The sequence below is a fragment of the Neptuniibacter sp. CAU 1671 genome, assembly GCF_029222905.1.
GTDB lineage: Bacteria > Pseudomonadota > Gammaproteobacteria > Pseudomonadales > Balneatricaceae > Neptuniibacter.
The window spans coordinates 183,672-205,093 of sequence record NZ_JARHUE010000002.1 but is presented as its reverse complement, the minus strand read 5'-3'; the positions used below and the strand labels follow the sequence as shown (position 1 = coordinate 205,093).

The following is a 21,422-nucleotide window of genomic DNA, read 5'->3' as shown; positions in this document are numbered from 1 at the left end:
AGTTACCTCACTGTTTTTCAATCAGTTCGCGTACCCAGCCTGCTCGACGTTCACGCTGCAGAATCTCATTGCGTAGACGGAGCATCAGGGAAACCGCAAAAAAGCAGTAAAAACCGATCACCATCACCAGCAACGGCACCCACATTTCTGGCGGCATTGCAGGTTTTTCGGTCAGCTTGAACGTGGCGGGCTGATGCAGCGTATTCCACCACTCTACGGAGTATTTAATGATCGGGATGTTCACCAGACCCACCAGTGACAGCACAGCAGCAGACTGGGCGGCGGTCACTTCATTTTCGATGGCGGAGTGCAGAGCAATTACACCCAGATAGAGAAACAGCAGGATTAACATTGAGGTCAGACGCGCATCCCAGACCCACCAAGAACCCCAGGTCGGTTTTCCCCAGATAGCACCGGTTGCCAGCGCCATAATGGCAATCGTCGCACCAATAGGCGCGCAGCTTTTGGCCACCATATCCGCTACTTTCATCTTCCAGATCAGGCCGATTGCACCCGCAATCGCCATCAGCATGTAGCAGGACTGGGCCAGAATGGCAGAGGGCACATGGATGTAGATAATGCGGAAACTGTTACCCTGCTGATAATCCGCTGGCGCGAACATAAGCGCCCAGACAATGCCAGTTACCAGCAGTAACAGCATGGCAATCACAAAGCCCGGCAGCAGTTTTCCAGTGATGTCATAACACCAGCGCGGTGAAGCCAGTTGAAAAAACCAGCGCGGTAACCATTTTTTGTTTTCACTCATACAACTAACTCATCCGCTCACAGAGATACGCAGCGCAGCACTGATGGCAAAAGGCGCCAACACTAACCCCAACACCAACATGGCACCTAACAGGGCCACAAAACCCACCAGAGGCAAACCGGTCACAGCCGCCTGCACCGCACCGGTACCGAAAATCAACACCGGAATATACAGAGGTAACACCAGCAGGGAAATCAACACCCCGCCTTTACGCAATCCAACTGTCAACGCCGCACCAATTGCACCGACCAGGCTCAGGGTTGGCGTACCCAGCAGCAGGCTGAGCATCAAACCACCCATTCCTTCGCCCGGTAAAAACAGCATCACACCCAGCAGCGGCGCCATCAGCGTCAAGGGCAATCCAGTCATCATCCAGTGCGCCAGCACCTTTGCCATCACAGTCAGAAACAGGGGCTGAGGGCAAAGCAGCATCTGTTCCAGCGTGCCATCCTCGTAGTCGGAGCGGAACAACCCGTCCATCGACAACAGCGTCGCGAGCAACGCCGCCACCCAGACCACACCCGGCGCCACTTCTGCCAGAAACTGCGGTTCCGGACTAACGCCCAGCGGAAACAGTGTCGCCACCATCAGAAAAAATATCAGCGGATTGAGCAGGTCGCTTTTACGGCGATAAGCCAGCATCAGATCCCGTTTCAATACGGCGACGAAACCCGACATCAACGCCGGCTCTTTTATCTCAAGCTGCTGATTTGTCTGCAGGTTCATGAATTAGTTCCCGCCAATTGATCAAGATTGATCCGCCGTAGCCCGTCATGAGCAGTCAGTTCATGATGGGTTGTCAGAATGACGGCCCCACCCATTTCAGCATGCTGGCGGATCAGAGCTTCTTTCTCAGCCACACCACGCTTATCGATCGCAGTGAAAGGCTCATCCAGAATCCAGAGTGGCGAGCGGCTCAAATAGAGACGAGCCAGACTGACCCGTCGGTTCTGGCCGGCTGATAGGCTGTGACAAGGCATATCTTCAAAGCCCCGCAGGCCAACTTTTTCAAGTGCTTCGTAAATTGTCACGCGATCCAGGGCTGGCTGAACAGAGGTGTACCAACGCAGGTTTTCTTCAGGCGTCAGCATCGCCTTTACGCCGGGCTGATGGCCAAAATAGAGCATTTCAGCCAGAAAGTTTTCCCGCACTTCACCGAGCGGCTCACCCCGCCAGAAGATGTCGCCTTCATAATGGCTGGAAAGTCCGCTTAAGATTCGCAACAGAGTCGTTTTACCGCTGCCGTTCTGGCCCTCAATCTGCAACACCTCACCGGCATGCAGCATGAAGCTGAGGTCTTCAAACAACACACGCTCATCCCGCTCACAGAACAGCGCTTCGACCTTTAACAATGCTTCGCTCAAGCAAACTCCCAATTGATGATCTACCCCCAGCACTTTGGCCGGACGGAGTGGTCACAATACCAGATACCGGTTATGCCACTATACTTTTGCCAGCAACAGCCGATTTTATAAGACGAAGGATTATATATGATTCTGTCATGCCCCTGAACCTCAGGGCGTCGGAATCGGATCACTGGTTTTGATATTCGTCAACACAGATCACCTAAAGCTTTTCTGACCTTCCGGGAGCCTGTCCTTGTTACCTCAGATCACTGGCATACCTCTGCCGTCTACGGATAACAGCACCAGCACCAGTAATACGGTTGCTCTGAACCGGACACTGCCTGTTGGCCAGAATGTCAGCGCCACCGTGATAGCCGTCAGCCGGGACCAGATCCAGCCAGAAATATTTCGCCTCAGGCTGGAAGTAAACAACCGGCTGATCCAGATGGGTGTATTCCAACCCCTTCCCGTTGGGCAGAAAGTGAATATTACTCTGGCCGAAACCGGCCAGATTCAGATCCAGCTACCCGCACCCGACCAGGCCGCCAGCAAAACACCTCCGCCAGCGCAGCCTGTGCGTGGTGAGAGCACACCCGGCACGCCGAATTCACCCAACCCGGCAGCACAACAACCACCGCCACCTACCCTGCCACAGCTGAGGGCGGCACCTGGGCAAAATCTCGCTGCGTTGCCCGAACAGGTCAACGTCCAGGCGACGGTGATTAGCAGCCGCCCTCTGCCCATAACCGGCAACAATGCAGGTACAGGCATTCCAACACAAGCCACAACGGTTGGCGCCACACAGCCCGCACCCACCAGCGCTACCTCAATTCCGGTAGCAGGCACCACAACACCTGACACCCTGTCCGGCGTGCCGGGCCGACCCATTATTCAGGCCAGCAGCCCCCCTCAGGCCCCGCAGGCTCAAAACAGCAGCGCACCACAAACTGCCAACCCGGCGACGCCAAACACGCAAATACAGCCCCCTGCAACACCTCAGCCCACAACTCAACCCCAGGTGACACAGGCGGCAAGCACGGCAACCGCCCAGGCCGCCGCAACGGCTGTAGTTTCGCCCGCGCCTGTCAGACCACAGACCAGCGGCGACAAAGCGATCGACAGCAAACGTGGTGAGACTCAGAATGCGTCCTCAGTCACCCCAAGCCGCCAACAGACCGCTAGTCAGCAGCCACAACCTCAGCCAGCGGTCTCAACAACCAATCCGGCAGCACCGCGTGAAAACCTGATTACCCTGCTGCTGGCTGATGGACGTCAGGTTCAGGTGATTTCAAACCAGACGCTACAGCAAGGCAGCGAATTGCAGCTGACTCGTTCGCATGAGACAGTGCAGGCCACTCAGCTAAGACCTCAGCCAGAGCCGCCGGCATCTGCACTTGACCGCCCTGTTGTGAAGCAGACACTCAGGGATGTGCTGCCCAGCCAGATCCCGGTGGCTGACGCTTTCAGTCAGCTGGCTCAGGTAGCCAGCCGTACAGATTCACCCCAGGCCGCTCAGATTTCCGGCGTAGTGCGTTCCCTGTTGCAACTGTTTGGCGTCCGCCCAGGCGCACCCGAAGCGGCGGGCCAGATCCGGCAAAATATCGAATTAGGCGGTTTAAGTGCAGAACAGCGGTTGAGCCGGGGAATAATGCCGGGACCACAGGATATGCGGCAGCAATTACAACAGCTCTCACGCTTAAGTGAAAAACTGCCACCGGATAAAAAAGAACACTTAGAGCAACTGGTCAGAGGCCTGCATTCACGTGTGACCAGCCAGCAACTCAACTCCCTCCAGCAGTGGCGCGAGATGCCTGACGGCAGCTTTGAGCGCGTGATGCAGCTTGATCTACCGATCCGTCAGGGTGAACGATGGGAAAATGTGGAACTGCGTCTGAGCCGAGAGGCCCGTCACTCCGCCGAAGGTGATCTGGTCAGTCAGTGGCGGGTCCGGCTACATTTTGATCTGGAATCTCTCGGAGCACTGGATGCTGAAATCCGACTCACCGACCAGCATCAGATCAGTGCCTTGTTCTGGTGTGAGAAACCGGAAACCACGCAGTTACTTCAGGCTCAGGCCGATGACTTCGCTGAACGCCTGCGCCAGTGCGGCTTCAGCAACACCGAAATTCAATCACAACGCGGACAGGCACCCAAACAACATGCGCCTGTTCACAAAGAACTGATCGATCTGCATACATGAAACAGCAAAAACCTGACGAACCGATGCAGAAAGCGGTTGCCCTGAAATACGATCATGGCCAGGGGCGTGCACCGCTGGTTGTAGCAAAAGGTATGGGCAAAATTGCCGAACAGATTATTCGACTGGCAGAGGAAAACGACATTCATATTCATGAAAGTCCGGAGCTGGTAGAAGTGCTGGTCAGGCTGGAGCTGGGAGATGAGATTCCCGAAGCGCTTTATCGCGCTATTGCCGAGGTAATCGCGTTTGCCTATAGCCTGAAAAAGATTGATGTCAGCAACTTGGCTGGCAAAGGAAAGGACTAGTTATCCCGTCCCAGGGCACGATCGGCGTGCAGCTCCCGGTGTAGCAGTGCCATCAGTTCCGCTTCGGGGCGGCCAATACCACAATCCCGCACCAGATCATCCACATTGGCACCCATCTGCATCAGCCTGGCTGCCTGATTATACGCCAGAGAATCAGGATCACGGTTTTCCATCTCCTGCTGCTTGCTGACCGTCACATTGAGTTTCTTTTCGACATCCTGCAACCGACGCCCCATGCCGATGGCGCTGTTGGTCATGGCCTGCAGTTCGTTACGCAAGACGTTAATCAGTGCTTTTTGTTGCTGCACATATTTGCGAAGACGGATAAACAGCCCAAGACATACCAGCCCAATCACCAGTATGCTGACGCTGAATAATGGAATAAACCAATCGGAATTCACCCGCGCTCGCCTTCTTAACTAACTGCCCGTTACAGTGCATGGTTGAGCTGAGTCATCAGTTTGCCCACGTTCAGCAAGACACAGCGCTCTTCCATGTAAGTACCCCAGAACCATGGTCGCGATGAATCGGCAGGCGCCCAGTTGATCTTATCAACCGGTATGGCCACAGAACGCACCAGCTCATCACAGGCCAAAGCCCAGATCCTACCTTGCAGGATAATGAGTTCATTATATTGTGCAAGTGCCGGGTCATAACGATCCGGAATCAGCCAGCGGGCCGTATCCACCAAAAAGGCGGTTCGCTGGTTACTGCTGAAAGTTCCAAGACACCAGTCATGTTCAGCATCCAGTTGTAACGTGATATTGGACAGGTGATTGACCACATCAATAAAGTCGGAAGGAATGGCCAGATTCAGACCATGCATTTTAACCAGCATGCACTGGATAACCCCGTCATCGGCCAACTTAATCGCAGCTGATGGCACTGCAGGTTTTGCAGGCTCAACCACCTTAGGTGCAACCTGTGCTGCAACTGGCTCTGGCTCTGGCTCTGGCTCTGGCTCTGGCTCTGGCTCTGGCTCTGGCTCTGGCTCTGGCTCTGGCTCTGGCTCTGGCTCTGGCTCAACAGAGGCTGTTACTTCTGCTTCTGTTGCAACAGCGATCTCTGTCTCATTGAGAGTCTCGTCGGTTACCGGAGTCGGCAGTTCTTCAACCACCGCAGCAGCAACCACAACCTCTTCAGACGCATCCAGCAACAGGGTCTCGAGATAATCCTGTACTACACGTTGCATGCCATGCGGTTTATCCGGCAGTTCCTGACTCATACTGCCTCCCGTTTTTGCTGTTCCAGCAAGGTTCTCAGTAGACGCGCATAGGCATTAACACCACGACTACTGGTATCCAGATCAGACGGAACAACGCCGCGAATACTGGCATTACGGAATTTGGTATCAACCGGTATCACTGTATTGGAGATCTCATGTGGATATTGATGATGCAATTCACGCAAACTAAGCACTGAAGCCTGGGTGCGGCGATCATAAAAGGTCGGAATAATGGTGTACTGCAGTTTGTTTTTACGGGCACGGTTAATCATGTGAATCGTACGCAGCATGCGCTCCAGACCTTTCAGCGCCAGAAACTCCGTCTGCACCGGAACCAGCAGATGCTCACAGGCCGCCAGCGCATTAACCATCAACACACCCAGCACTGGCGGGCTATCAATCAACACATAATCGAACTGAGAATCGAGCTGTTTCAATGCCCGGGCAATCATCAGTCCCATACCCTGACTGGAGATCGCCTTACGTTCAAGCGTAGCCAGGGCCGTTGAGGCAGGAATCATTTTAATACTGTCATGACTGGTATTACGCAGCAGCCCGGTGACGCCCTCGGCCGTCACCGGCACATCGCCACTCAACAGATCATATACCGACAGTTCCACTTCATCCGGGTCATAACCAAAATAACTGGTCAGCGATCCGTGCGGATCAAGATCAATCAGCAAAACCCGGTAGCCGACTTCCGCCAGCAAACCGGCCAGACTCACCACAGTAGTCGTTTTACCTACACCGCCTTTCTGATTGGCAACCGCCCACACTCGCATTGATTATCGCTCTCCCGCGCTATCAGGTTCTGCCTGCCTGAACAAAACGCCACCGTCTTCTTTTTGGACCTGTTCTACCACAGGTCTGGGTTCAGTACCGGGTTCGGAAAACAGGGTCGACACAGCATCTGAACTGACATTCTGACTGCCAAAGGCCGTCACCACCCGGCGAACCTTCTCATCCCGGGAGATCACAATCACCACCCGGCGATTCAGTTGCTGACCTTTGGCTGTACGGTTGCTGTAAGCGGGCTGATATTCACCATACCCGACGGCAGCCATCCGCTTTGGATCAACCCCAAACTCTGTCAGCAACCTGACCACCGCGGCGGCCCTGGCCGCGGACAATTCCCAGTTCGATGGAAACTGTCTACTGGTCAGCGGCTGATTATCGGTAAAACCTTCAACATGGATAGGATTTTCGCTGCCGCTGAGAATCTGCGCCAATGGCTCCAGTAACTGATCGGCCAGATCGGTAGGTGTTGCACTTGCCGAGGCGAAGAGATCGCCCGAACGAACCTCAATAGCAACCCAGAGGTCATTACCGGTTACCGTCATCGTCCCGGCCGCCACAAGCTGAGAAAAGTTCACCTGTAACGCCTGCTTAAGAGCCTCCAGGGTCATGGTTTCTGTCTGATCCGGTGGTGCCAGCGTGACTCTGGGCGCATCTTTATCAACTGTGCCGCCCATAAACATGCCCAAACCACGCAGGTTATGCCCTTCACCTTTATCCGCTTTTTCTCCGCTATCATCCAGACCAATAAAAATTCCGGTTAAGGCTTCGGCCAGGCCGCGATATTTATCTTCATTCACTGAAGAGATCGCGTACATCACCACAAAAAAAGCAAACAGCAGGGTAATAAAATCAGCGTAGGAAAGAACCCAACGATCATGGCGCGCGATGTCCTGTGGACTGTGTCGACGTGGCATCCCGCTAGCCTCCCAGATAACCCTGCAGGCGTTGCTGAATCGCTTTAGGGCCATGACCGTCAGCAATCAGCATCAACCCCTCGAGCACCATCTCCTGATGACGATAGCGCGCCTGAACTATATCTTTGATTTTATTGCCGATCGGCAATAAGAAAAGGTTGGCCACACCGATACCATAGATGGTGGCCACAAAGGCTGTGGCAATACCCCGGCCCAGACTTTCAGGATCTGACAGATTGCCCATCACATGAATCAGGCCAAGCACCGCACCGATAATACCCATGGTAGGCGCATAACCGCCCATGCTTTCAATCACTCGGGCGGCCTGCAGGTCACGCTGCTCCTGCATCACCATATCCACTTCCAGCGTACTGCGCAGGCTATCACGGCCCTTACCATCTGCCAGCAGTTGCAGACCACTACGAATAAACTCATCGGACAGCTTATCCGCTTCAGCCTCCAGGCCAAGCAACCCTTTACGCCGGGCAATCACACACCAGCGCAACAGATAATCCAGTGTTTCTTTAAAGGGCTGTTTTCCATGTCCAAAAGCCCAGCGCAACATAAATACCGCGCGTTTGACATCCACTGCACGAAACTGAATCAGAGCAGCCGCCAGGGTTCCTCCCAACACAATGGTTGCGGCAGGCAGGTTCACCAACTCGGCGATATAACCACCATCCAGATAATGGGCAAAACCCACGGCTGAAATCGCCAGAATGACACCAAAAACGGCTGAAAAACCCATCGCTACACCCTGCTTTGCGCCAACATGGGACCCACTTCCTGCAGGTCCAGAATTTTATCCGCTAGGCCAGCATTCACCACAGCCTGAGGCATCCCATAGATGGTACAGCTCTCTTTATTCTGCGCCCAGATATGGGCACCGGCCTGCCTCAGCAAGCGGGCACCTTCACACCCATCAGCGCCCATGCCGGTCATAATGATCGCCAGCACCTTAGAACCAAAGGTACGCGCTGCAGAGCCGTATGTCACATCAACACTGGGTCTGTAGTTGAGCCGCTCATCACCGGGCAGGATACTCACCCGGTCCCGACCACGCGGATCGATAATCATCTGCTTGCCCCCGGGCGCCAGTAATGCGACACCCGGCCGCAGCAGATCACCGTCTTTGGCCTCACACACCTCTATCCGGCAGAGCTGATTGAGGCGCTGTGCAAACACCGGTGTAAAGGTGTTGGGCATATGCTGAACCAGCAAAATCGGATAGGGAAAGTCCGCCGGTAACGCCATCAGCACCTGCTGTAGGGCAACCGGGCCACCAGTGGACGCGCCGATGACCACAAGCCCCTTCGCCGGGCCTCGGGCGACCTGTGGAGCGGGCGTTTTTTCCGCTGTATCATCGCCCCGGAAAACCATGGTTTTTCCAGTACTGCCGGGCTGTACACCAAACATTGAAGAACGTGGGCGCTGCTTATGCTGACCGATCTCTACAATCTTGTCGCACAGCTGCCGCTTAAGAGAATCGGACCGATCCATCCAGGCCCGCATATCTTTGGAGAGAAAATCTACCGCCCCAGCCTCAAGTGCCTGAAGGGTAACCTGAGCACCCTCATGGGTCAGTGAAGAGAGCATCAGAATATTGGTCGGTGACTCCCGCATGATCAGCCTTACCGCTTCGATGCCATTCATACCGGGCATCTCCACATCCATGGTGATCACATCAGGTTTTAACTGACGGGCCAACTCCACAGCCTCGCGGCCATTCTGAGCACGCCCAACGATCAGCAGGCGGGAATCACCCGCCAGCAGATCACTGATCCGGTTTCGAAAAAAGACTGAATCATCAACAATCAGAACCCGTAACGGCATACCCGCCCCTGTGACCGGCCTCAGGAGGCGTAGCGCTTAAGCAGGTTCGGAATATCCAGGATCAAAGCAATACGTCCGTCCCCGGTGATTGTCGCGCCGGACAAACCTGGCGTCCCGTGCAGGATACTGCCCAGCGGTTTAATAACCACCTCTTCCTGCCCAACGAGCTGATCAACAATAAAACCAACTCTTTGCGTACCTACCGTCACAATCACCACATGGCCCTGTGGCGGAATGGTGGCAAACTGCTGCCCGTCAATCAGCCAGCGCTTGAGGTGGAACAGCGGCAGTGCCTGATCGCGCACAATAATCACCTGCTGTCCATCAACCGTATTGGTTTTGGTCAGATCAAGATTGAAGATCTCATTCACGTTGACCAATGGCAACGCGAAGGCCTGCTGTTCAAGGATCACCATCAGCGTAGGCATAATCGCCAGCGTCAGCGGTACCTGAATTGCAATACGTGTGCCCTGCCCAAGTACAGAATCAATGCTCAGGGTGCCATTCAGCTGGGTGATTTTGGTTTTCACCACATCCATGCCAACACCACGGCCAGAGACATCGGATATCTCTTGTTTGGTAGAGAAACCGGCCGCGAATATCAGATTGAAACACTCCTGATCGGTCAGGCGCATGGCAGCTTCAGCGTCCATCATGCCACGCTTGATCGCCAGATTACGGAGCTTCTCCGGGTCCATACCGGCGCCGTCATCCTGAATCACCAGCAGGATATGATCGCCTTCCTGTTCTGCGGACAGCAACACATGGCCTTCACGAGGTTTGCCCTGGGCTTCACGCACTTCAGGAGCCTCGATACCATGGTCAACCGAGTTGCGCACCAGGTGGATCAGCGGATCGGCCAGTGCTTCAACCAGGTTTTTGTCCAGATCGGTTTCTTCACCCCGCAGTTCCAGCTGAACCTCTTTTTTCAGATTACGGGAGAGGTCACGGATCAGACGCGGAAAACGGCCAAATACCTTTTTCACTGGCTGCATACGGGTTTTCATTACCGACATCTGCAGATCGGCGGTGACCATATCCAGCGTGCCTAACGCCTTGCCCATGGCCTCATCTTCATGACGTACACCCAGGCGAACCAGACGGTTACGCACCAGCACCAGCTCTCCGACCATATTCATGATCTTGTCGAGCAGGCGAGTATCCACACGCACGTTACTCTCTGCAGCCGGTTTGGCATGCGCACTAGCCGCTTTGCCCGTATCTTCTTTTGCAGCCGCAAAGTTAGCGGTCGCGGGCATTGCGGGTTTAGTCTCAACCTTGGCAGGCGACTCAACAGGCGGCGCTGCAAAAGCACCTTTACCCTGCGCCTGCAGTTCATCCAGCAGAGACTCAAATTCGTCATCAGTAATCAGTTCAGTACCGCCAGCAGCAGGCGCAGCAGTTGGTGCAGCTGTAGCGGCTTTTGGTGCGGCTGGCTCAGGCACAGTTTTACCCGGACCTTTACCTGCACCGTGCAGCTGATCCAGCAACGCCTCAAACTCATCTTCAGTGATCAGCTCACTACCGCCAGCTTCAATGACAGGTGCACTCTCCGTGGGTGCGCCCATATCATTGAGTAACATTTCAAATTCGTCTGCAGGATTATCAAAACTGGTATCAGGTACAGACTGAGCTGCAACAGGAGCGGCCTTGGCTGGGGCAACAGACTCGGGTTCGGGTGCTGGCGCAGGGGCGGCTGCCGGGGCTGGCGCCGGGCCATTACCTTCGGCAAAAGCGACTAACGCCTGAATCAGTTGAGGGTCCGCCTGCTGTGGTTCTTCACCGGCATGCACAGCTTCAAACATCAGGTTCAGCGCATCGAGCACCTGCAACACAACATCCATCAGCTCAGGCGTGACGCTGATCTCACCGTTGCGTAGCATATCAAACAGGTTTTCAGCCTTGTGACAGCAATCAACCATTGCCTCCAGCTGAAGAAAACCAGCCCCCCCTTTGACGGTGTGAAAGCCCCTGAAAATAGCATTCAACAGGTCGGCATCACCCGGGGACTGTTCCAGATCAACTAATTGTTCGGATAGCTGCTCCAGAATTTCTCCGGCCTCGACGAGAAAATCACCTAGGATCTCCTGGTCTACATCCAAACTCATAGGGCACTCCTCTTAAAAACCCAGGCTGGATAAAAGATCGTCTACTTCGTCTTGTCCGCTCACTATATCGGCGCTTTCCTTACGAATTTGAGGACCTTCTGCCTGAATGGGGTCTGATTTGCCTGACTGTCCGGATTTTTCGGTGTCCGTTGATATACCTGACAGACGCTGCACCTTAGCGGCCATATCCATCAGGCTGATGAGGTGTGTTTCTACATTGCTGACGAGTGTAATAACCCGACGAATCAACTGCCCAGAGATATCCTGATAACTCTGAGAGACAACAATATCGGTCAGCTGGGTACGCAGGCTATCAATGGTTTTTTCCGACTCTTCCTTCAATGCGCAGGTACGGTCATAGACGCCCCGCAACCCTTCATGCTCAGCTTCAAGCTGACCAACGAGGGAAAGCAGATCTTTAAAACGCGCACTTTGGGCGTCCAGCTGATCAACCAGTGACAGGGCATTATCAACCCGGTCCATGGTTTCATGGGCTGTTTTTTCAGATAGATCGATGACGTAATTCAGACGCTCGGCAGCATCCACGTCGCTGGGAATAGACTCCTGGCCACCTTCCAGCGCACCACCCATCTCGGCAGAGAATGCCTTAATGGCTTCATGCAGACCACGGGTAAGGTGACCCACTTCGGTAAAGAAGGTTTTATGACGGAATTCATGCAACAGATGGATCAGGTCCATGGCCTCAGCCAGATTGCCACTCTTGATGGCGGTTACCAGAGACTCTGCATGTTGTTGTAATTCTTCTTCGAAACGACTGAGGCCGTTTCGTGCATCCGGGCCTGACACCATGGGATTACTCCTTAGCCCAGACGTTCAAAAATCTTGTCGATTTTTTCTTTCAACACCGCGGCGGTAAAAGGTTTGACCACATAACCGTTAACACCAGCCTGCGCTGCAGCAATGATCTGTTCTTTTTTGGCTTCGGCAGTAACCATAAGGACCGGAATCTGAGCCAGGGCAGGATCTTCCCGAACTGCTTTAAGCAGCTCTATGCCTGTCATGCCCGGCATATTCCAGTCGGTAATCAAAAATTCAATGTCACCGCGTTTCAGAATCGGCAGGGCAGTCTGACCATCATCGGCTTCTTCGACGTTGGTGAGTCCCAGGTCCCGCAACAGGTTTTTAATGATACGTCTCATGGTAGAAAAATCGTCAACCACGAGTATTTTGATGTCTTTTCTCAAGACAGAATCCCCTCAAGCTACGCAACTCAATACATATCTGACTGCCGATCTGAGTCCCGGCGGTCGAGTTTATCTCCACTCGGTCAGGCGCGACCGTAATCTCAGCGCTGCCTGACTGTGAATCTGACTGACCCTGGATTCACTGACACCCAGTACCTGGCCAATCTCTTTGAGATTCAGTTCCTCATCATAGTACAGCGACAGCACCAGCTGCTCTCGTTCAGGCAAGCGCGCGATCTCCGCTGCCAGATTTTCCTGAAACGACGACCGCTCAAAGTGCTGACTGGGACCCGGATCGTCATTTGCCACGTACTCCGAAGGTCCGTCCTCCTTGGGGTCCGTCATCTCTTCAAAACTGAACAGACGACTCTCCATGGAGTCTTTCACTAACTGATGGTACTCATCCAGCGAGATATCCATCTCGGCAGCCACTTCAGCATCGGAAGCATCGCGACCCAGACGGCCCTCAACCTGATGAATCGCTTCAGTCACACGACGACTGTTTCGATGCACTGAACGCGGGGTCCAATCACCGCGTCGAACCTCATCTATGATGGAGCCGCGAATCCGGATACCAGCATAGGTTTCAAAACTCGCACCTTTAGAGGTGTCGTATTTTTTGGCCGCTTCGAGCAGGCCCATCATGCCCGCCTGCAACAGATCATCCAGCAATACCGTTGAAGGCAAGCGCGCCATCAAATGGTGAGCAATACGTTTAACCAATGGCGCATATTGTTCTATTAATTCGTCGGCCGTTTGCAATTGCAGCTGATCGTACATACCGCCTCTATTTATCAATCCGATGGGGACGTTCCCCGGATCAGCCGCTCGACGAAAAACTCGAGATGGCCCCGGGGTAAGGTCTGCACAGGCCAACTATCGACCTTATTCGCCAACTGGCGCAATGCGAGTGCCACCTTGCTCTTTGGAAACGCTTTTAAAACAGGCACTTGCTTTTGTACAGCCTTACGTACGCTCTCATCATAAGGGATTGAACCTACATATTGAAGGGTCACATCAAGAAACCGGTCGGTTACCGTAAGCAACTTGTTAAACATGTTGCGCCCTTCCTGTTCTGTCAACACCATATTTGCCAGAACTCTGAAGCGGGTCATCTGATAATCCCGGTTCAAAAGTTTGATCAGCGCATAGGCATCGGTGATGGATGTCGGCTCATCACACACCACTACCAGTACTTCCTGCGCCGCTCTGACAAAGTTGACGACAGAATCAGAAATCCCTGCTGCTGTATCAACGATCAGTACATCAAGATTATCGGCAATCGAATTAAAAGCATGAATCAATTCAGCATGTTCGTGGGCGGAGAGCGAGGTCATTTCCTGAGTGCCTGATGAAGCCGGCACAATACGAAAACGCTCACCTGCTTTCAACATCACCTCTTCCAGAGAACAGGTACCATCAAGCACATCAGATATATTTTTCTTCGGACGCAGGCCAAGCAGGACATCGACGTTTGCAAGCCCGAGATCGGCATCCAGCAATACAGTCTCATGACCCATCTCTGCAAGGGCGGTCGCGAGGTTGACGGAGACATTGGTTTTACCCACGCCCCCTTTACCGCCGGTGACGGCGATGACCTTAATTGGTCTTGGCTGACTCATGCGTTACATTCCATCCTAGACCACCTTAAACAAGGTACCGCTGTCATCGTCTGACTGACGTTCCTGCACCAGAGCTTTCTGAGCAGCCACAACCGCACGGCTCACCAGATCATGCCGCTTAGCTAACTGAATATCATCCGGAATGCGCTGACCGTCAGTCATATAGGCCACGGGCAGACGTTTTTCGATAATCAGTGACAAAGCCTCACCCAGACCACCGGACTCATCCATCTTGCTCAATACACAGCCATTCAGTCCCAACTCACGGTAAGCCTGATAGGCCTGCTCAACTACCCGACGCTGACTGCTACAGGAAACCACCAACAGTTTTTTCAGCCGCAGCGTGACACTTTCCAGCATACTCATCTGCGTTTCACTGTGCGGCTCCTGCGCACACAGACCCGCTGTATCAATCAGCACCAGACGTTTGTTTTTCAGCGACTGCAACACCGCTTCCAGCGAGCTGTTTTCATCTACGACTCTGACCGGTACGTCCAGAATACGACCAAAGGTACGCAGCTGCTCATGCGCCGCGATCCGATAGGTATCGGTAGTCACCAGCGCCAGACCCGAGCTGCCATGCTGCAGAACATAACGCGCAGCCAGCTTACCAATAGTGGTGGTTTTACCGGAGCCGGTTGGACCGACAAACGCGATCATGCCACCGCGTTCGATATACTCCTCACCCACCACAGGGATCGCTTCAGACAGCTTTGCGAGCATATTACGCCAGGCCTTCTCAGGCGCCAGATCCGGTTCAACACCAGACATAAGCTGCCCTGCCAGAGCCGGGCTGATACCCATTAACTCCAGCTTGCGCTGCAAAGGTGAAACCGGCTTAGCGACCTGAGACATCGCCTGATGCTGCAGCATCTGCTTCAGCTGCTGAATTTCATCCTGCATGGTCCGAATCAGGTTCGCATCCATTGCCGTGGCCGGGGCATGCATTTCAGGCTCAGGTAACTGCTGTCGGACAAAATTCTCATGCGCCGCATCGGCTTTCTCACGTCGACGCTGTTTCAGCGTCGACAGAATCATGCGCAGATCGTCTTCATCATCACGACCCAACTGACGGTTCACTTTTTCGGTTTCATCTGCCGGTGCATGCGCACGCTGCTGGGCCTCGGCGATTCGCATCCGGGCACGGTGCAGCTCATCACTCAGGCCGGCACTTTGTGCACCCGTGACAACATCCAGAGGCTGACGTGCACTGGGCGCGGGCCGCTGACGCTGATCAAATTCAGCACGGGCCGTTTCGTAATCGTTTTCATGAGCAGCCACCACCTCGACACCGCCTGAGACACGGTGATTAGACAAAATCACTGCATCAGGACCGATCTCCTCTCGGACCCGGCGCATTGCCTGTCGCATATCCGGCGCAAAGAAACGCTTAACCTTCATAAAGTTTCCCCATCAGTCCAGCCTGTTGGTCTGACTGTTTAACCATTTGGCTGCCCACCCACGGTCGCCACAATGGTGATCTTTTTATTTTCCGGGATCTCCTGATAGGAGAGCACGTGAATCTGGTGCTGACCATAACGCACAAACTTGGCCAGCAGAGGTCGCACTGGCGCAGCCACCAGAAGCACTGACGGACGCCCCATCATCTCCTGCTGGCTGGCAGCATCCGACAATGACGCCTGTAAACGTTCAGCCATGCCCGGCTCAAGCGCCAGACCCGCATCTTTGCCCTGCTGAATCGAATTCATCAGCAGCTGCTCCAACTGGGGCTCCAGCGTAATAACCGGCAATTCAGGCTCAGCACCATTAATGTTCTGTACTATCAGGCGGGACAGTGAGATACGCACCGCCGCGGTCAGTGCCAACGGGTCCTGAGTACGGCTGACCGCCTCGGCCAGGGACTCGGCTATGGTTCTGAAATCTTTCAGTGGCACATGCTCTTTCAGCAGGTTCTGCAGCACTTTCAGCAACGCACTGAAGCCCAGTTTGCCAGGCACCAGCTCATCAACCAGCTTAGGCGAGGATTTGGCCAGCATATCCAGCAACTGCTGCACCTCTTCATGACCCAACAACTCATGCGCATGCACCTGCAGCAACTGATTCAGATGCGTAGCCACCACAGTCGAAGCATCCACCACGGTATAACCCAGCGACTGCGCCTGCTCTTTGTTCTGCTGCTCAATCCACACAGCATCCAGACCAAACGCAGGGTCTTTCACTTCAATCCCCTGCAATGCGCCAAACACCTGACCCGGGTTAATCGCCAGCTCACGATCCGGATAAACTTCCGCCTCACCAACAATCACACCCATCAGCGTGATGCGATAAGCCCCGGGCAACAGATCCAGGTTATCCCTAATATGTACCGACGGCACCAGAAAACCCAGATCCTGGGAGAGCTTTTTACGGACACCTTTGATGCGACTCAACAACTGCCCGCCCTGCATCTTATCGACCATTGGAATCAGCCGATAACCTACTTCCAAACCGACCATATCCACCGGCATTACATCATCCCAGTTCAGGTCGCGCTTCTCACCATCTTCCACCGGGGCAGCTTGCTGCGCTTTCTGGCGCTCCTGCTCCACTACCTGCATTGCTTTTGCCTGATGATGACGGAAAATCCACCAGGCTCCCGCCCCTGCCACTGCCGCCAGTGACAAAAACGCAAAATGCGGCATGCCGGGAATCAAACCCATAATCGTCAAAATTCCGGCAGCAATCGCCAGAGACTTCGGTGAAGCAAACAGCTGTCCCAGCACCTGACGACCCATATCATGGGAAACATTCTGCCGGGTCACCATAATGGCGGCCGCGGTTGAAAGCAGCAGCGAAGGCAACTGAGCCACCAGACCATCACCAATCGTCAACAGAGAGTAGTAACGCATCGCTGTGCTGAAATCGAGATCATGCTGCAGCATACCTATCGCCAGACCACCCAGCAGGTTGATCACCAGAATCAGAATACCGGCAACCGCGTCACCCCTGACGAACTTGGACGCACCGTCCATAGAACCATAAAAATCCGCTTCCTGCGTCACTTCCTGACGTCGCTGTTTAGCCTCCTCCTGATCTATCAGACCAGAGTTAAGGTCAGCATCGATCGCCATCTGCTTACCCGGCATGGCATCCAGGGTAAAACGGGCACTGACTTCGGAAATACGACCGGCACCCTTTGTCACCACGACAAAGTTGATAATGATCAGGATCAGAAACACCACAAAACCGACCACATAGTTACCGCCTACCACCACCTCACCGAAGGCCTGAATCACCTTACCGGCCGCATCACCCCCTTCATGACCATACAGCAGCACCACACGCGTAGAAGCTACGTTCAGCGCCAGCCGCATCAGCGTTGCGATCAGAATAATGGATGGAAAAACAGCAAAATCGAGTGGACGTGATGAATAGACACAGACCAGCAGTACAACGATGGAAATGGTGATATTGAATGTAAACAGCGTATCCAGCAGGAACGGCGGTATCGGCAATGTAACCATCGCCAAAATTGCCAGCAACAACAACGGCACACCCAGGTGACCCTGGCCGAGGTTGCGTATATTTTGCAAGATAACTGCGCGTTCCACTCAGAACCTATGCGTCAAAAAAACATCACTAAATTCAACTTAATCGATAATAACCGATCATCTTTGCCCAAAGACAGCATAAAATGTCGGTTTTTTGACGATTAACGCCAACTCAATGATTATTTTGCAATTTTCACGCCAGAAAATTGAACTCAGGCAGGAGGATCGGTTTTAAATTCATCAGGAATATCGAGATGTTCCAGATCAGGCTGGCGCGGCGCAGAGACATCGTTATGATCACGGTAGCGCTTGAGCTGGTAGACATACGCCAACACCTGTGCCACAGCCAGAAACAGGCCCGCTGGAATCTCATCATCCAGTTCCGTTGAATGGTAGATCGCTCGCGCCAGAGCAGGCGCCTGCAACATCGGCACTTCATGCTCTGCCGCTATCTCACGAATTTTCAGGGCAACAAAATCAACACCCTTGGCCACCACAATCGGCGCATTGCGTGACTCTGAATCATAACGCACCGCTACCGCATAATGGGTCGGGTTGGTAATCACTACATCAGCCTCAGGGACGGCCTTCATCATCCGACGCTGAGAGATTTCACGCTGCAACTGACGAATACGCCCTTTGACTTCAGGCTTACCCTCCGTGTTTTTCATTTCATCCTTCACTTCCTGGAGAGTCATCTTCATCTTGTGGGTGTAATCGTAGAGCTGATAAGGCACATCGATGGCAGCGATAATGATCAGCACGGCACTCAGCACCATAAATACCCAGGTCACTATCTCCAGCGCCGCCTGAATGGCGGGCCGATCCGGGCTATTACCCAAGGCGATAATATCGCCACGGATCTGCCACAAAATCAGCATGGCAAAACCGCCTACCAGAGCAAATTTACCCAACGCCTTGAACAATTCCACCAACGATTTCAGGGAAAACATACGCTTGATGCCTGCCAGCGGATCGATCCGGCTGCCTTTGGGCTGCAAGGCCTGAGCACTGAAGTTCCAGCCTCCCAGAGCGATAGGACCGACAATAGCAGCCACCACAATCAGGCCGAAAATACCGGCCAGCGCCAGGCCAGCCTCCCGTATCGACACCCCCAGATGCGCAATCATGGCATTGCTATCAAATACAGCTGAACGGTCCAGCAGAAAGTTGTGCTCCATCATGCCGATCATGCGTTCCACCAACTGTCCACCAAAGATAAAGGCACCCAGTACCGCCGCCATCAGCACCAGCATGGTGGTGAGTTCTTTTGATCGGGGAACATCGCCCTTTTCCCGCGCCTCTTTCAGGCGCTTGGGCGTGGGTTGTTCCGTCTTTTCCTGACCTGAATCTTCTTCAGCCACCGGTCACACTCCACTGAGCAACTGTTCAATATAATCCAGAGCATAGCTGGAAATACGCATGTACTGATCCAGAAAACCGCCCAGATTGACCCAGTTGATAAATAAACCCAACACCATGGTGAACGGAAAACCTATCGCCAGAATATTTAGCTGAGGCGCTGCCCGGGACATAATGCCAAAAGTCATATTCACCACCAGCAGAGCTGTGACAGCAGGCAACGCCATCAGCAGTGCTGCCGAGAACATCCAGCTACCGGCAATCGCTATCTTCCACAGCATGGGTTGAGTCAGCCCCGTCATCGCTACAGGCAACACATCAAAGCTGCGCACAATCACCTCAACCATCACCAGATGCCCGTTAAGTGAGATAAACAAAATCATCACCATGGTCAGATAAAACTGACTCAGCATCACCACCGGTATACCGTTAGCGGGGTCACTGACAGAGGCAAAACCCAAACCCATCTGGGTCGCAATCATCTGCCCGCCCAGCACGAACACCTGAAAAAACACCTGAAACATAAAACCCAGCGCACCACCGATCAGGATCTGCTGAGCAATAATGATCCAGGCTTGCCCATCCAGCCCGGTAAAAGGCGGCATTGCAGGCAGCAGAGGAGCAGTGATGGCCGTAATAGACAACGCCAGAATCAGACGAATACGCGCCGAGACCAACTGTCCACCCAGCAAGGGTACTGCCATAAAAAAGGACGCAACCCGGAACAACGGCCAGAGAAAAGCCGCAACCCAATCTTCAATCTGCAGGAGACTGACATCAAACATGGGTTAACCGATGAGAAAGGGGATGTTTTTGACCAGCCGGGTAAAATGCTCCATCAGCTGAGTCAGAAGCCATGGACCGGCCCACATAATTACCAATAACGTAATGATCAGACGCGGCAGAAAGCTGAGTGTCTGTTCATTGATCTGAGTAGCTGCCTGAAAGGTAGAGACAACCAAACCCACCACCAGGCTCGGCAGAATAATGACGGAAACCATCAACACGATCAGCCAGAACGCTTCACCGAAAATACTCAGAACTACTTCAGGTGTCATGGCCGTCCTCCCGGTTTCTTAGGCACTATAGCCCAAAGCTTGCTGCCAGCGTACCAATCACCAGAGCCCAGCCGTCAACCAGGACAAACAGCATGATTTTAAACGGCAACGAAATAATGACCGGTGACAGCATCATCATACCCATTGCCATCAAAACACTGGCCACCACCAAATCAATAATCAGGAACGGGATAAACAACATAAAACCGATCTGAAAAGCAGTCTTCAGCTCGCTGGTCACAAAGGCGGGCACCAGAACGGTAAAAGGCACTTCATCCGGCGTTTCAACAGCGGGGGTATCCGAAATTCGCATAAACAGATCCAGATCACTTTCACGGGTCTGCATCAGCATAAAATCTCGAAAAGGACCGCTGGCCTGCTCCAGCGCAGCCACCACCCCAATCTCCTCATTCAGGTAGGGTGTCACGGCATCCTGATACACCTTATCCAGCACCGGCGTCATGATAAACAATGTCAGGAACAACGCGATACCAATCAGAATCTGATTGGAAGGTGTCTGCTGCAGACCCAGCGCCTGTCGGAGAATTGAGAAAACAATAATAATGCGGGCAAATGAGGTCATCATCATGACCATAGCTGGCAGGAACGTCAGCATGGTCATCAGCGCAAGGATCTGGATCGTCACACTGTAGCTGGTCTCACCGTTTTCACCCGTGGTCACAGTGACAGCCGGAATCCCGACATCCGCTGCCTGAGCCAGCATAGGCACAAAACCGAGAACCAGCAGCAGCCATTTAACCATCAGATTTTTGCCTCTGAAGCACTTCCGCCAGCTTAGCCGCAAAGGCTGGGGCTGATTGTTCAGCCAGTTTTACTACCGGCTCCTCAAACTCTTTAATCAGATTGACCCGACCCGGCGCCACACCAAGCAGCAGTTGCTGCCCACCCACTTCAACCAGCACGACTTTCTCACGCGTACTCAGTGGCAACACAGCCAGAACACGCATCTGACGGCTCATAGGGGTAAAACCTGAGAAACGTCGTACCAGCCAGGCCAGCAACAGAATCATGCCCAGCACCAGACCCAAACCGAACACCAACTGCGTCAGCGCGGCAATTGAGAAAGGCTCCTGAAAAGCGGGCCGCATTGCCTCGGCCCCGGACGCGGTTTCAGCCGCTGCCCAGGGTGCGAAAAAAAAGCCGATAAGAAGAGCAGCTATCCGCATCA

23 protein-coding genes are annotated in these 21,422 nt (G+C 53.6%); 2 read left to right on the top strand and 21 right to left on the bottom strand.

The genetic code is table 11. The features are described 5' to 3' along the window. Positions 1-7 precede the first annotated feature (7 nt). Genes P2G53_RS04905 through ccmA form a run of 3 tightly spaced genes read right to left on the bottom strand, consistent with a single transcriptional unit; the run spans position 8 to position 2,130 of the window. Positions 8-766: a heme ABC transporter permease gene (locus P2G53_RS04905; RefSeq protein ID WP_275814650.1), complete on the bottom strand. Its 759-nt coding sequence runs from the start codon at positions 764-766 to the stop codon at positions 8-10. A gap of 9 nt (positions 767-775) precedes the next feature. Next, entirely contained in the window at positions 776-1,444 is a 669-nt protein-coding gene (gene ccmB / locus P2G53_RS04900; protein WP_275815243.1) for a heme exporter protein CcmB, read from the bottom strand. 44 nt (positions 1,445-1,488) lie between these two features. Beyond that, the gene (gene ccmA / locus P2G53_RS04895; RefSeq protein WP_275814649.1) at positions 1,489-2,130 is read right to left on the bottom strand and encodes a cytochrome c biogenesis heme-transporting ATPase CcmA; all 642 of its coding nucleotides are present in this window, start codon (positions 2,128-2,130) and stop codon (positions 1,489-1,491) included. 235 nt (positions 2,131-2,365) lie between these two features. Between ccmA and P2G53_RS04890 the strand changes: the two genes are divergently transcribed. Then, positions 2,366-4,312, top strand: a complete 1,947-nt coding sequence (locus P2G53_RS04890) for a flagellar hook-length control protein FliK (protein WP_275814646.1) — start codon at positions 2,366-2,368, stop codon at positions 4,310-4,312. Beyond that, on the top strand, positions 4,309-4,617 hold the full coding sequence (locus P2G53_RS04885) for an EscU/YscU/HrcU family type III secretion system export apparatus switch protein (protein ID WP_275814643.1): 309 nt from the start codon (positions 4,309-4,311) through the stop codon (positions 4,615-4,617). Before P2G53_RS04890 ends, P2G53_RS04885 begins: the two co-directional genes overlap by 4 nt. On the opposite strand, the gene P2G53_RS04880 is transcribed toward P2G53_RS04885, so the two are convergent. The 18 genes from P2G53_RS04880 to fliO all read right to left on the bottom strand — a co-directional run bounded on the left by P2G53_RS04880 (position 4,614) and on the right by fliO (position 21,342). Beyond that, positions 4,614-5,018, bottom strand: a complete 405-nt coding sequence (locus P2G53_RS04880) for a DUF2802 domain-containing protein (protein WP_275814640.1) — start codon at positions 5,016-5,018, stop codon at positions 4,614-4,616. The genes P2G53_RS04885 and P2G53_RS04880 overlap by 4 nt on opposite strands. 29 nt (positions 5,019-5,047) lie before the next feature. After that, complete coding sequence (locus P2G53_RS04875) at positions 5,048-5,842, bottom strand: chemotaxis protein CheW (RefSeq protein ID WP_275814637.1); 795 nt, start codon at positions 5,840-5,842, stop codon at positions 5,048-5,050. Then, a complete protein-coding gene (locus P2G53_RS04870; protein WP_275814634.1) occupies positions 5,839-6,624 on the bottom strand; it encodes a ParA family protein in 786 nt (261 codons plus the stop codon). The genes P2G53_RS04875 and P2G53_RS04870 overlap by 4 nt, the downstream gene beginning before the upstream one ends. A 3-nt stretch (positions 6,625-6,627) precedes the next feature. Next, positions 6,628-7,554 carry a flagellar motor protein MotB gene (locus tag P2G53_RS04865; RefSeq protein ID WP_275814631.1) on the bottom strand — a complete coding sequence of 309 codons (927 nt, stop codon included), beginning with the start codon at positions 7,552-7,554 and terminating at the stop codon, positions 6,628-6,630. 4 nt (positions 7,555-7,558) lie between these two features. After that, the gene (locus tag P2G53_RS04860; RefSeq protein WP_275814628.1) at positions 7,559-8,302 is read right to left on the bottom strand and encodes a flagellar motor protein; all 744 of its coding nucleotides are present in this window, start codon (positions 8,300-8,302) and stop codon (positions 7,559-7,561) included. Between the two features lie 2 nt (positions 8,303-8,304). After that, the gene (locus tag P2G53_RS04855; protein ID WP_275814625.1) at positions 8,305-9,387 is read right to left on the bottom strand and encodes a chemotaxis response regulator protein-glutamate methylesterase; all 1,083 of its coding nucleotides are present in this window, start codon (positions 9,385-9,387) and stop codon (positions 8,305-8,307) included. 20 nt (positions 9,388-9,407) lie between these two features. Then, positions 9,408-11,495 (bottom strand): chemotaxis protein CheA, encoded by a 2,088-nt coding sequence (locus tag P2G53_RS04850; protein ID WP_275814622.1) that lies wholly within the window; start codon positions 11,493-11,495, stop codon positions 9,408-9,410. Positions 11,496-11,507: 12 nt separating this feature from the next. Further along, positions 11,508-12,305 (bottom strand): protein phosphatase CheZ, encoded by a 798-nt coding sequence (locus P2G53_RS04845; RefSeq protein WP_275814619.1) that lies wholly within the window; start codon positions 12,303-12,305, stop codon positions 11,508-11,510. Between the two features lie 11 nt (positions 12,306-12,316). After that, positions 12,317-12,700 (bottom strand): chemotaxis response regulator CheY, encoded by a 384-nt coding sequence (gene cheY, locus P2G53_RS04840; RefSeq protein WP_275814616.1) that lies wholly within the window; start codon positions 12,698-12,700, stop codon positions 12,317-12,319. Positions 12,701-12,769: 69 nt separating this feature from the next. After that, a complete protein-coding gene (locus P2G53_RS04835) occupies positions 12,770-13,480 on the bottom strand; it encodes an RNA polymerase sigma factor FliA (RefSeq protein ID WP_275814613.1) in 711 nt (236 codons plus the stop codon). Positions 13,481-13,494: 14 nt separating this feature from the next. Continuing rightward, positions 13,495-14,322, bottom strand: coding sequence for a MinD/ParA family protein (locus P2G53_RS04830; RefSeq protein WP_275814610.1), 828 nt, complete (start codon positions 14,320-14,322; stop codon positions 13,495-13,497). 15 nt (positions 14,323-14,337) lie between these two features. Further along, positions 14,338-15,723, bottom strand: a complete 1,386-nt coding sequence (flhF, locus tag P2G53_RS04825) for a flagellar biosynthesis protein FlhF (RefSeq protein ID WP_275814607.1) — start codon at positions 15,721-15,723, stop codon at positions 14,338-14,340. Between the two features lie 38 nt (positions 15,724-15,761). Beyond that, positions 15,762-17,873 (bottom strand): flagellar biosynthesis protein FlhA, encoded by a 2,112-nt coding sequence (gene flhA, locus P2G53_RS04820; RefSeq protein WP_275814605.1) that lies wholly within the window; start codon positions 17,871-17,873, stop codon positions 15,762-15,764. 152 nt (positions 17,874-18,025) lie between these two features. Continuing rightward, entirely contained in the window at positions 18,026-19,177 is a 1,152-nt protein-coding gene (flhB, locus tag P2G53_RS04815; RefSeq protein ID WP_275814602.1) for a flagellar biosynthesis protein FlhB, read from the bottom strand. Positions 19,178-19,180: 3 nt separating this feature from the next. Further along, a complete protein-coding gene (gene fliR / locus P2G53_RS04810) occupies positions 19,181-19,960 on the bottom strand; it encodes a flagellar biosynthetic protein FliR (RefSeq protein WP_275814599.1) in 780 nt (259 codons plus the stop codon). Positions 19,961-19,963: 3 nt separating this feature from the next. Further along, positions 19,964-20,233, bottom strand: a complete 270-nt coding sequence (fliQ, locus tag P2G53_RS04805) for a flagellar biosynthesis protein FliQ (protein ID WP_275814596.1) — start codon at positions 20,231-20,233, stop codon at positions 19,964-19,966. A gap of 25 nt (positions 20,234-20,258) precedes the next feature. After that, positions 20,259-20,996 carry a flagellar type III secretion system pore protein FliP gene (fliP, locus tag P2G53_RS04800; protein WP_275814593.1) on the bottom strand — a complete coding sequence of 246 codons (738 nt, stop codon included), beginning with the start codon at positions 20,994-20,996 and terminating at the stop codon, positions 20,259-20,261. Beyond that, entirely contained in the window at positions 20,989-21,342 is a 354-nt protein-coding gene (fliO, locus tag P2G53_RS04795) for a flagellar biosynthetic protein FliO (protein ID WP_275814590.1), read from the bottom strand. The genes fliP and fliO overlap by 8 nt, the downstream gene beginning before the upstream one ends. Between the last annotated feature and the right edge of the window lie 80 nt (positions 21,343-21,422).

Excerpts from the sequence above, each read along its gene's own strand:
- fliQ (WP_275814596.1), bottom strand. The coding sequence starts at position 20,233 with ATGACACCTGAAGTAGTTCTGAGTATTTTCGGTGAAGCGTTCTGGCTG.
- P2G53_RS04905 (WP_275814650.1), bottom strand. The coding sequence starts at position 766 with ATGAGTGAAAACAAAAAATGGTTACCGCGCTGGTTTTTTCAACTGGCT.
- P2G53_RS04870 (WP_275814634.1), bottom strand. The coding sequence starts at position 6,624 with ATGCGAGTGTGGGCGGTTGCCAATCAGAAAGGCGGTGTAGGTAAAACG.
- P2G53_RS04845 (WP_275814619.1), bottom strand. The coding sequence starts at position 12,305 with ATGGTGTCAGGCCCGGATGCACGAAACGGCCTCAGTCGTTTCGAAGAA.
- P2G53_RS04830 (WP_275814610.1), bottom strand. The coding sequence starts at position 14,322 with ATGAGTCAGCCAAGACCAATTAAGGTCATCGCCGTCACCGGCGGTAAA.
- fliR (WP_275814599.1), bottom strand. The coding sequence starts at position 19,960 with ATGTTTGATGTCAGTCTCCTGCAGATTGAAGATTGGGTTGCGGCTTTT.
- P2G53_RS04855 (WP_275814625.1), bottom strand. The coding sequence starts at position 9,387 with ATGCCGTTACGGGTTCTGATTGTTGATGATTCAGTCTTTTTTCGAAAC.
- P2G53_RS04865 (WP_275814631.1), bottom strand. The coding sequence starts at position 7,554 with ATGCCACGTCGACACAGTCCACAGGACATCGCGCGCCATGATCGTTGG.
- fliP (WP_275814593.1), bottom strand. The coding sequence starts at position 20,996 with ATGGTTAAATGGCTGCTGCTGGTTCTCGGTTTTGTGCCTATGCTGGCT.
- ccmB (WP_275815243.1), bottom strand. The coding sequence starts at position 1,444 with ATGTCGGGTTTCGTCGCCGTATTGAAACGGGATCTGATGCTGGCTTAT.
- P2G53_RS04850 (WP_275814622.1), bottom strand. The coding sequence starts at position 11,495 with ATGAGTTTGGATGTAGACCAGGAGATCCTAGGTGATTTTCTCGTCGAG.
- P2G53_RS04875 (WP_275814637.1), bottom strand. The coding sequence starts at position 5,842 with ATGAGTCAGGAACTGCCGGATAAACCGCATGGCATGCAACGTGTAGTA.
- P2G53_RS04885 (WP_275814643.1), top strand. The coding sequence starts at position 4,309 with ATGAAACAGCAAAAACCTGACGAACCGATGCAGAAAGCGGTTGCCCTG.
- fliO (WP_275814590.1), bottom strand. The coding sequence starts at position 21,342 with ATGCGGCCCGCTTTTCAGGAGCCTTTCTCAATTGCCGCGCTGACGCAG.
- flhF (WP_275814607.1), bottom strand. The coding sequence starts at position 15,723 with ATGAAGGTTAAGCGTTTCTTTGCGCCGGATATGCGACAGGCAATGCGC.
- P2G53_RS04835 (WP_275814613.1), bottom strand. The coding sequence starts at position 13,480 with ATGTACGATCAGCTGCAATTGCAAACGGCCGACGAATTAATAGAACAA.
- P2G53_RS04860 (WP_275814628.1), bottom strand. The coding sequence starts at position 8,302 with ATGGGTTTTTCAGCCGTTTTTGGTGTCATTCTGGCGATTTCAGCCGTG.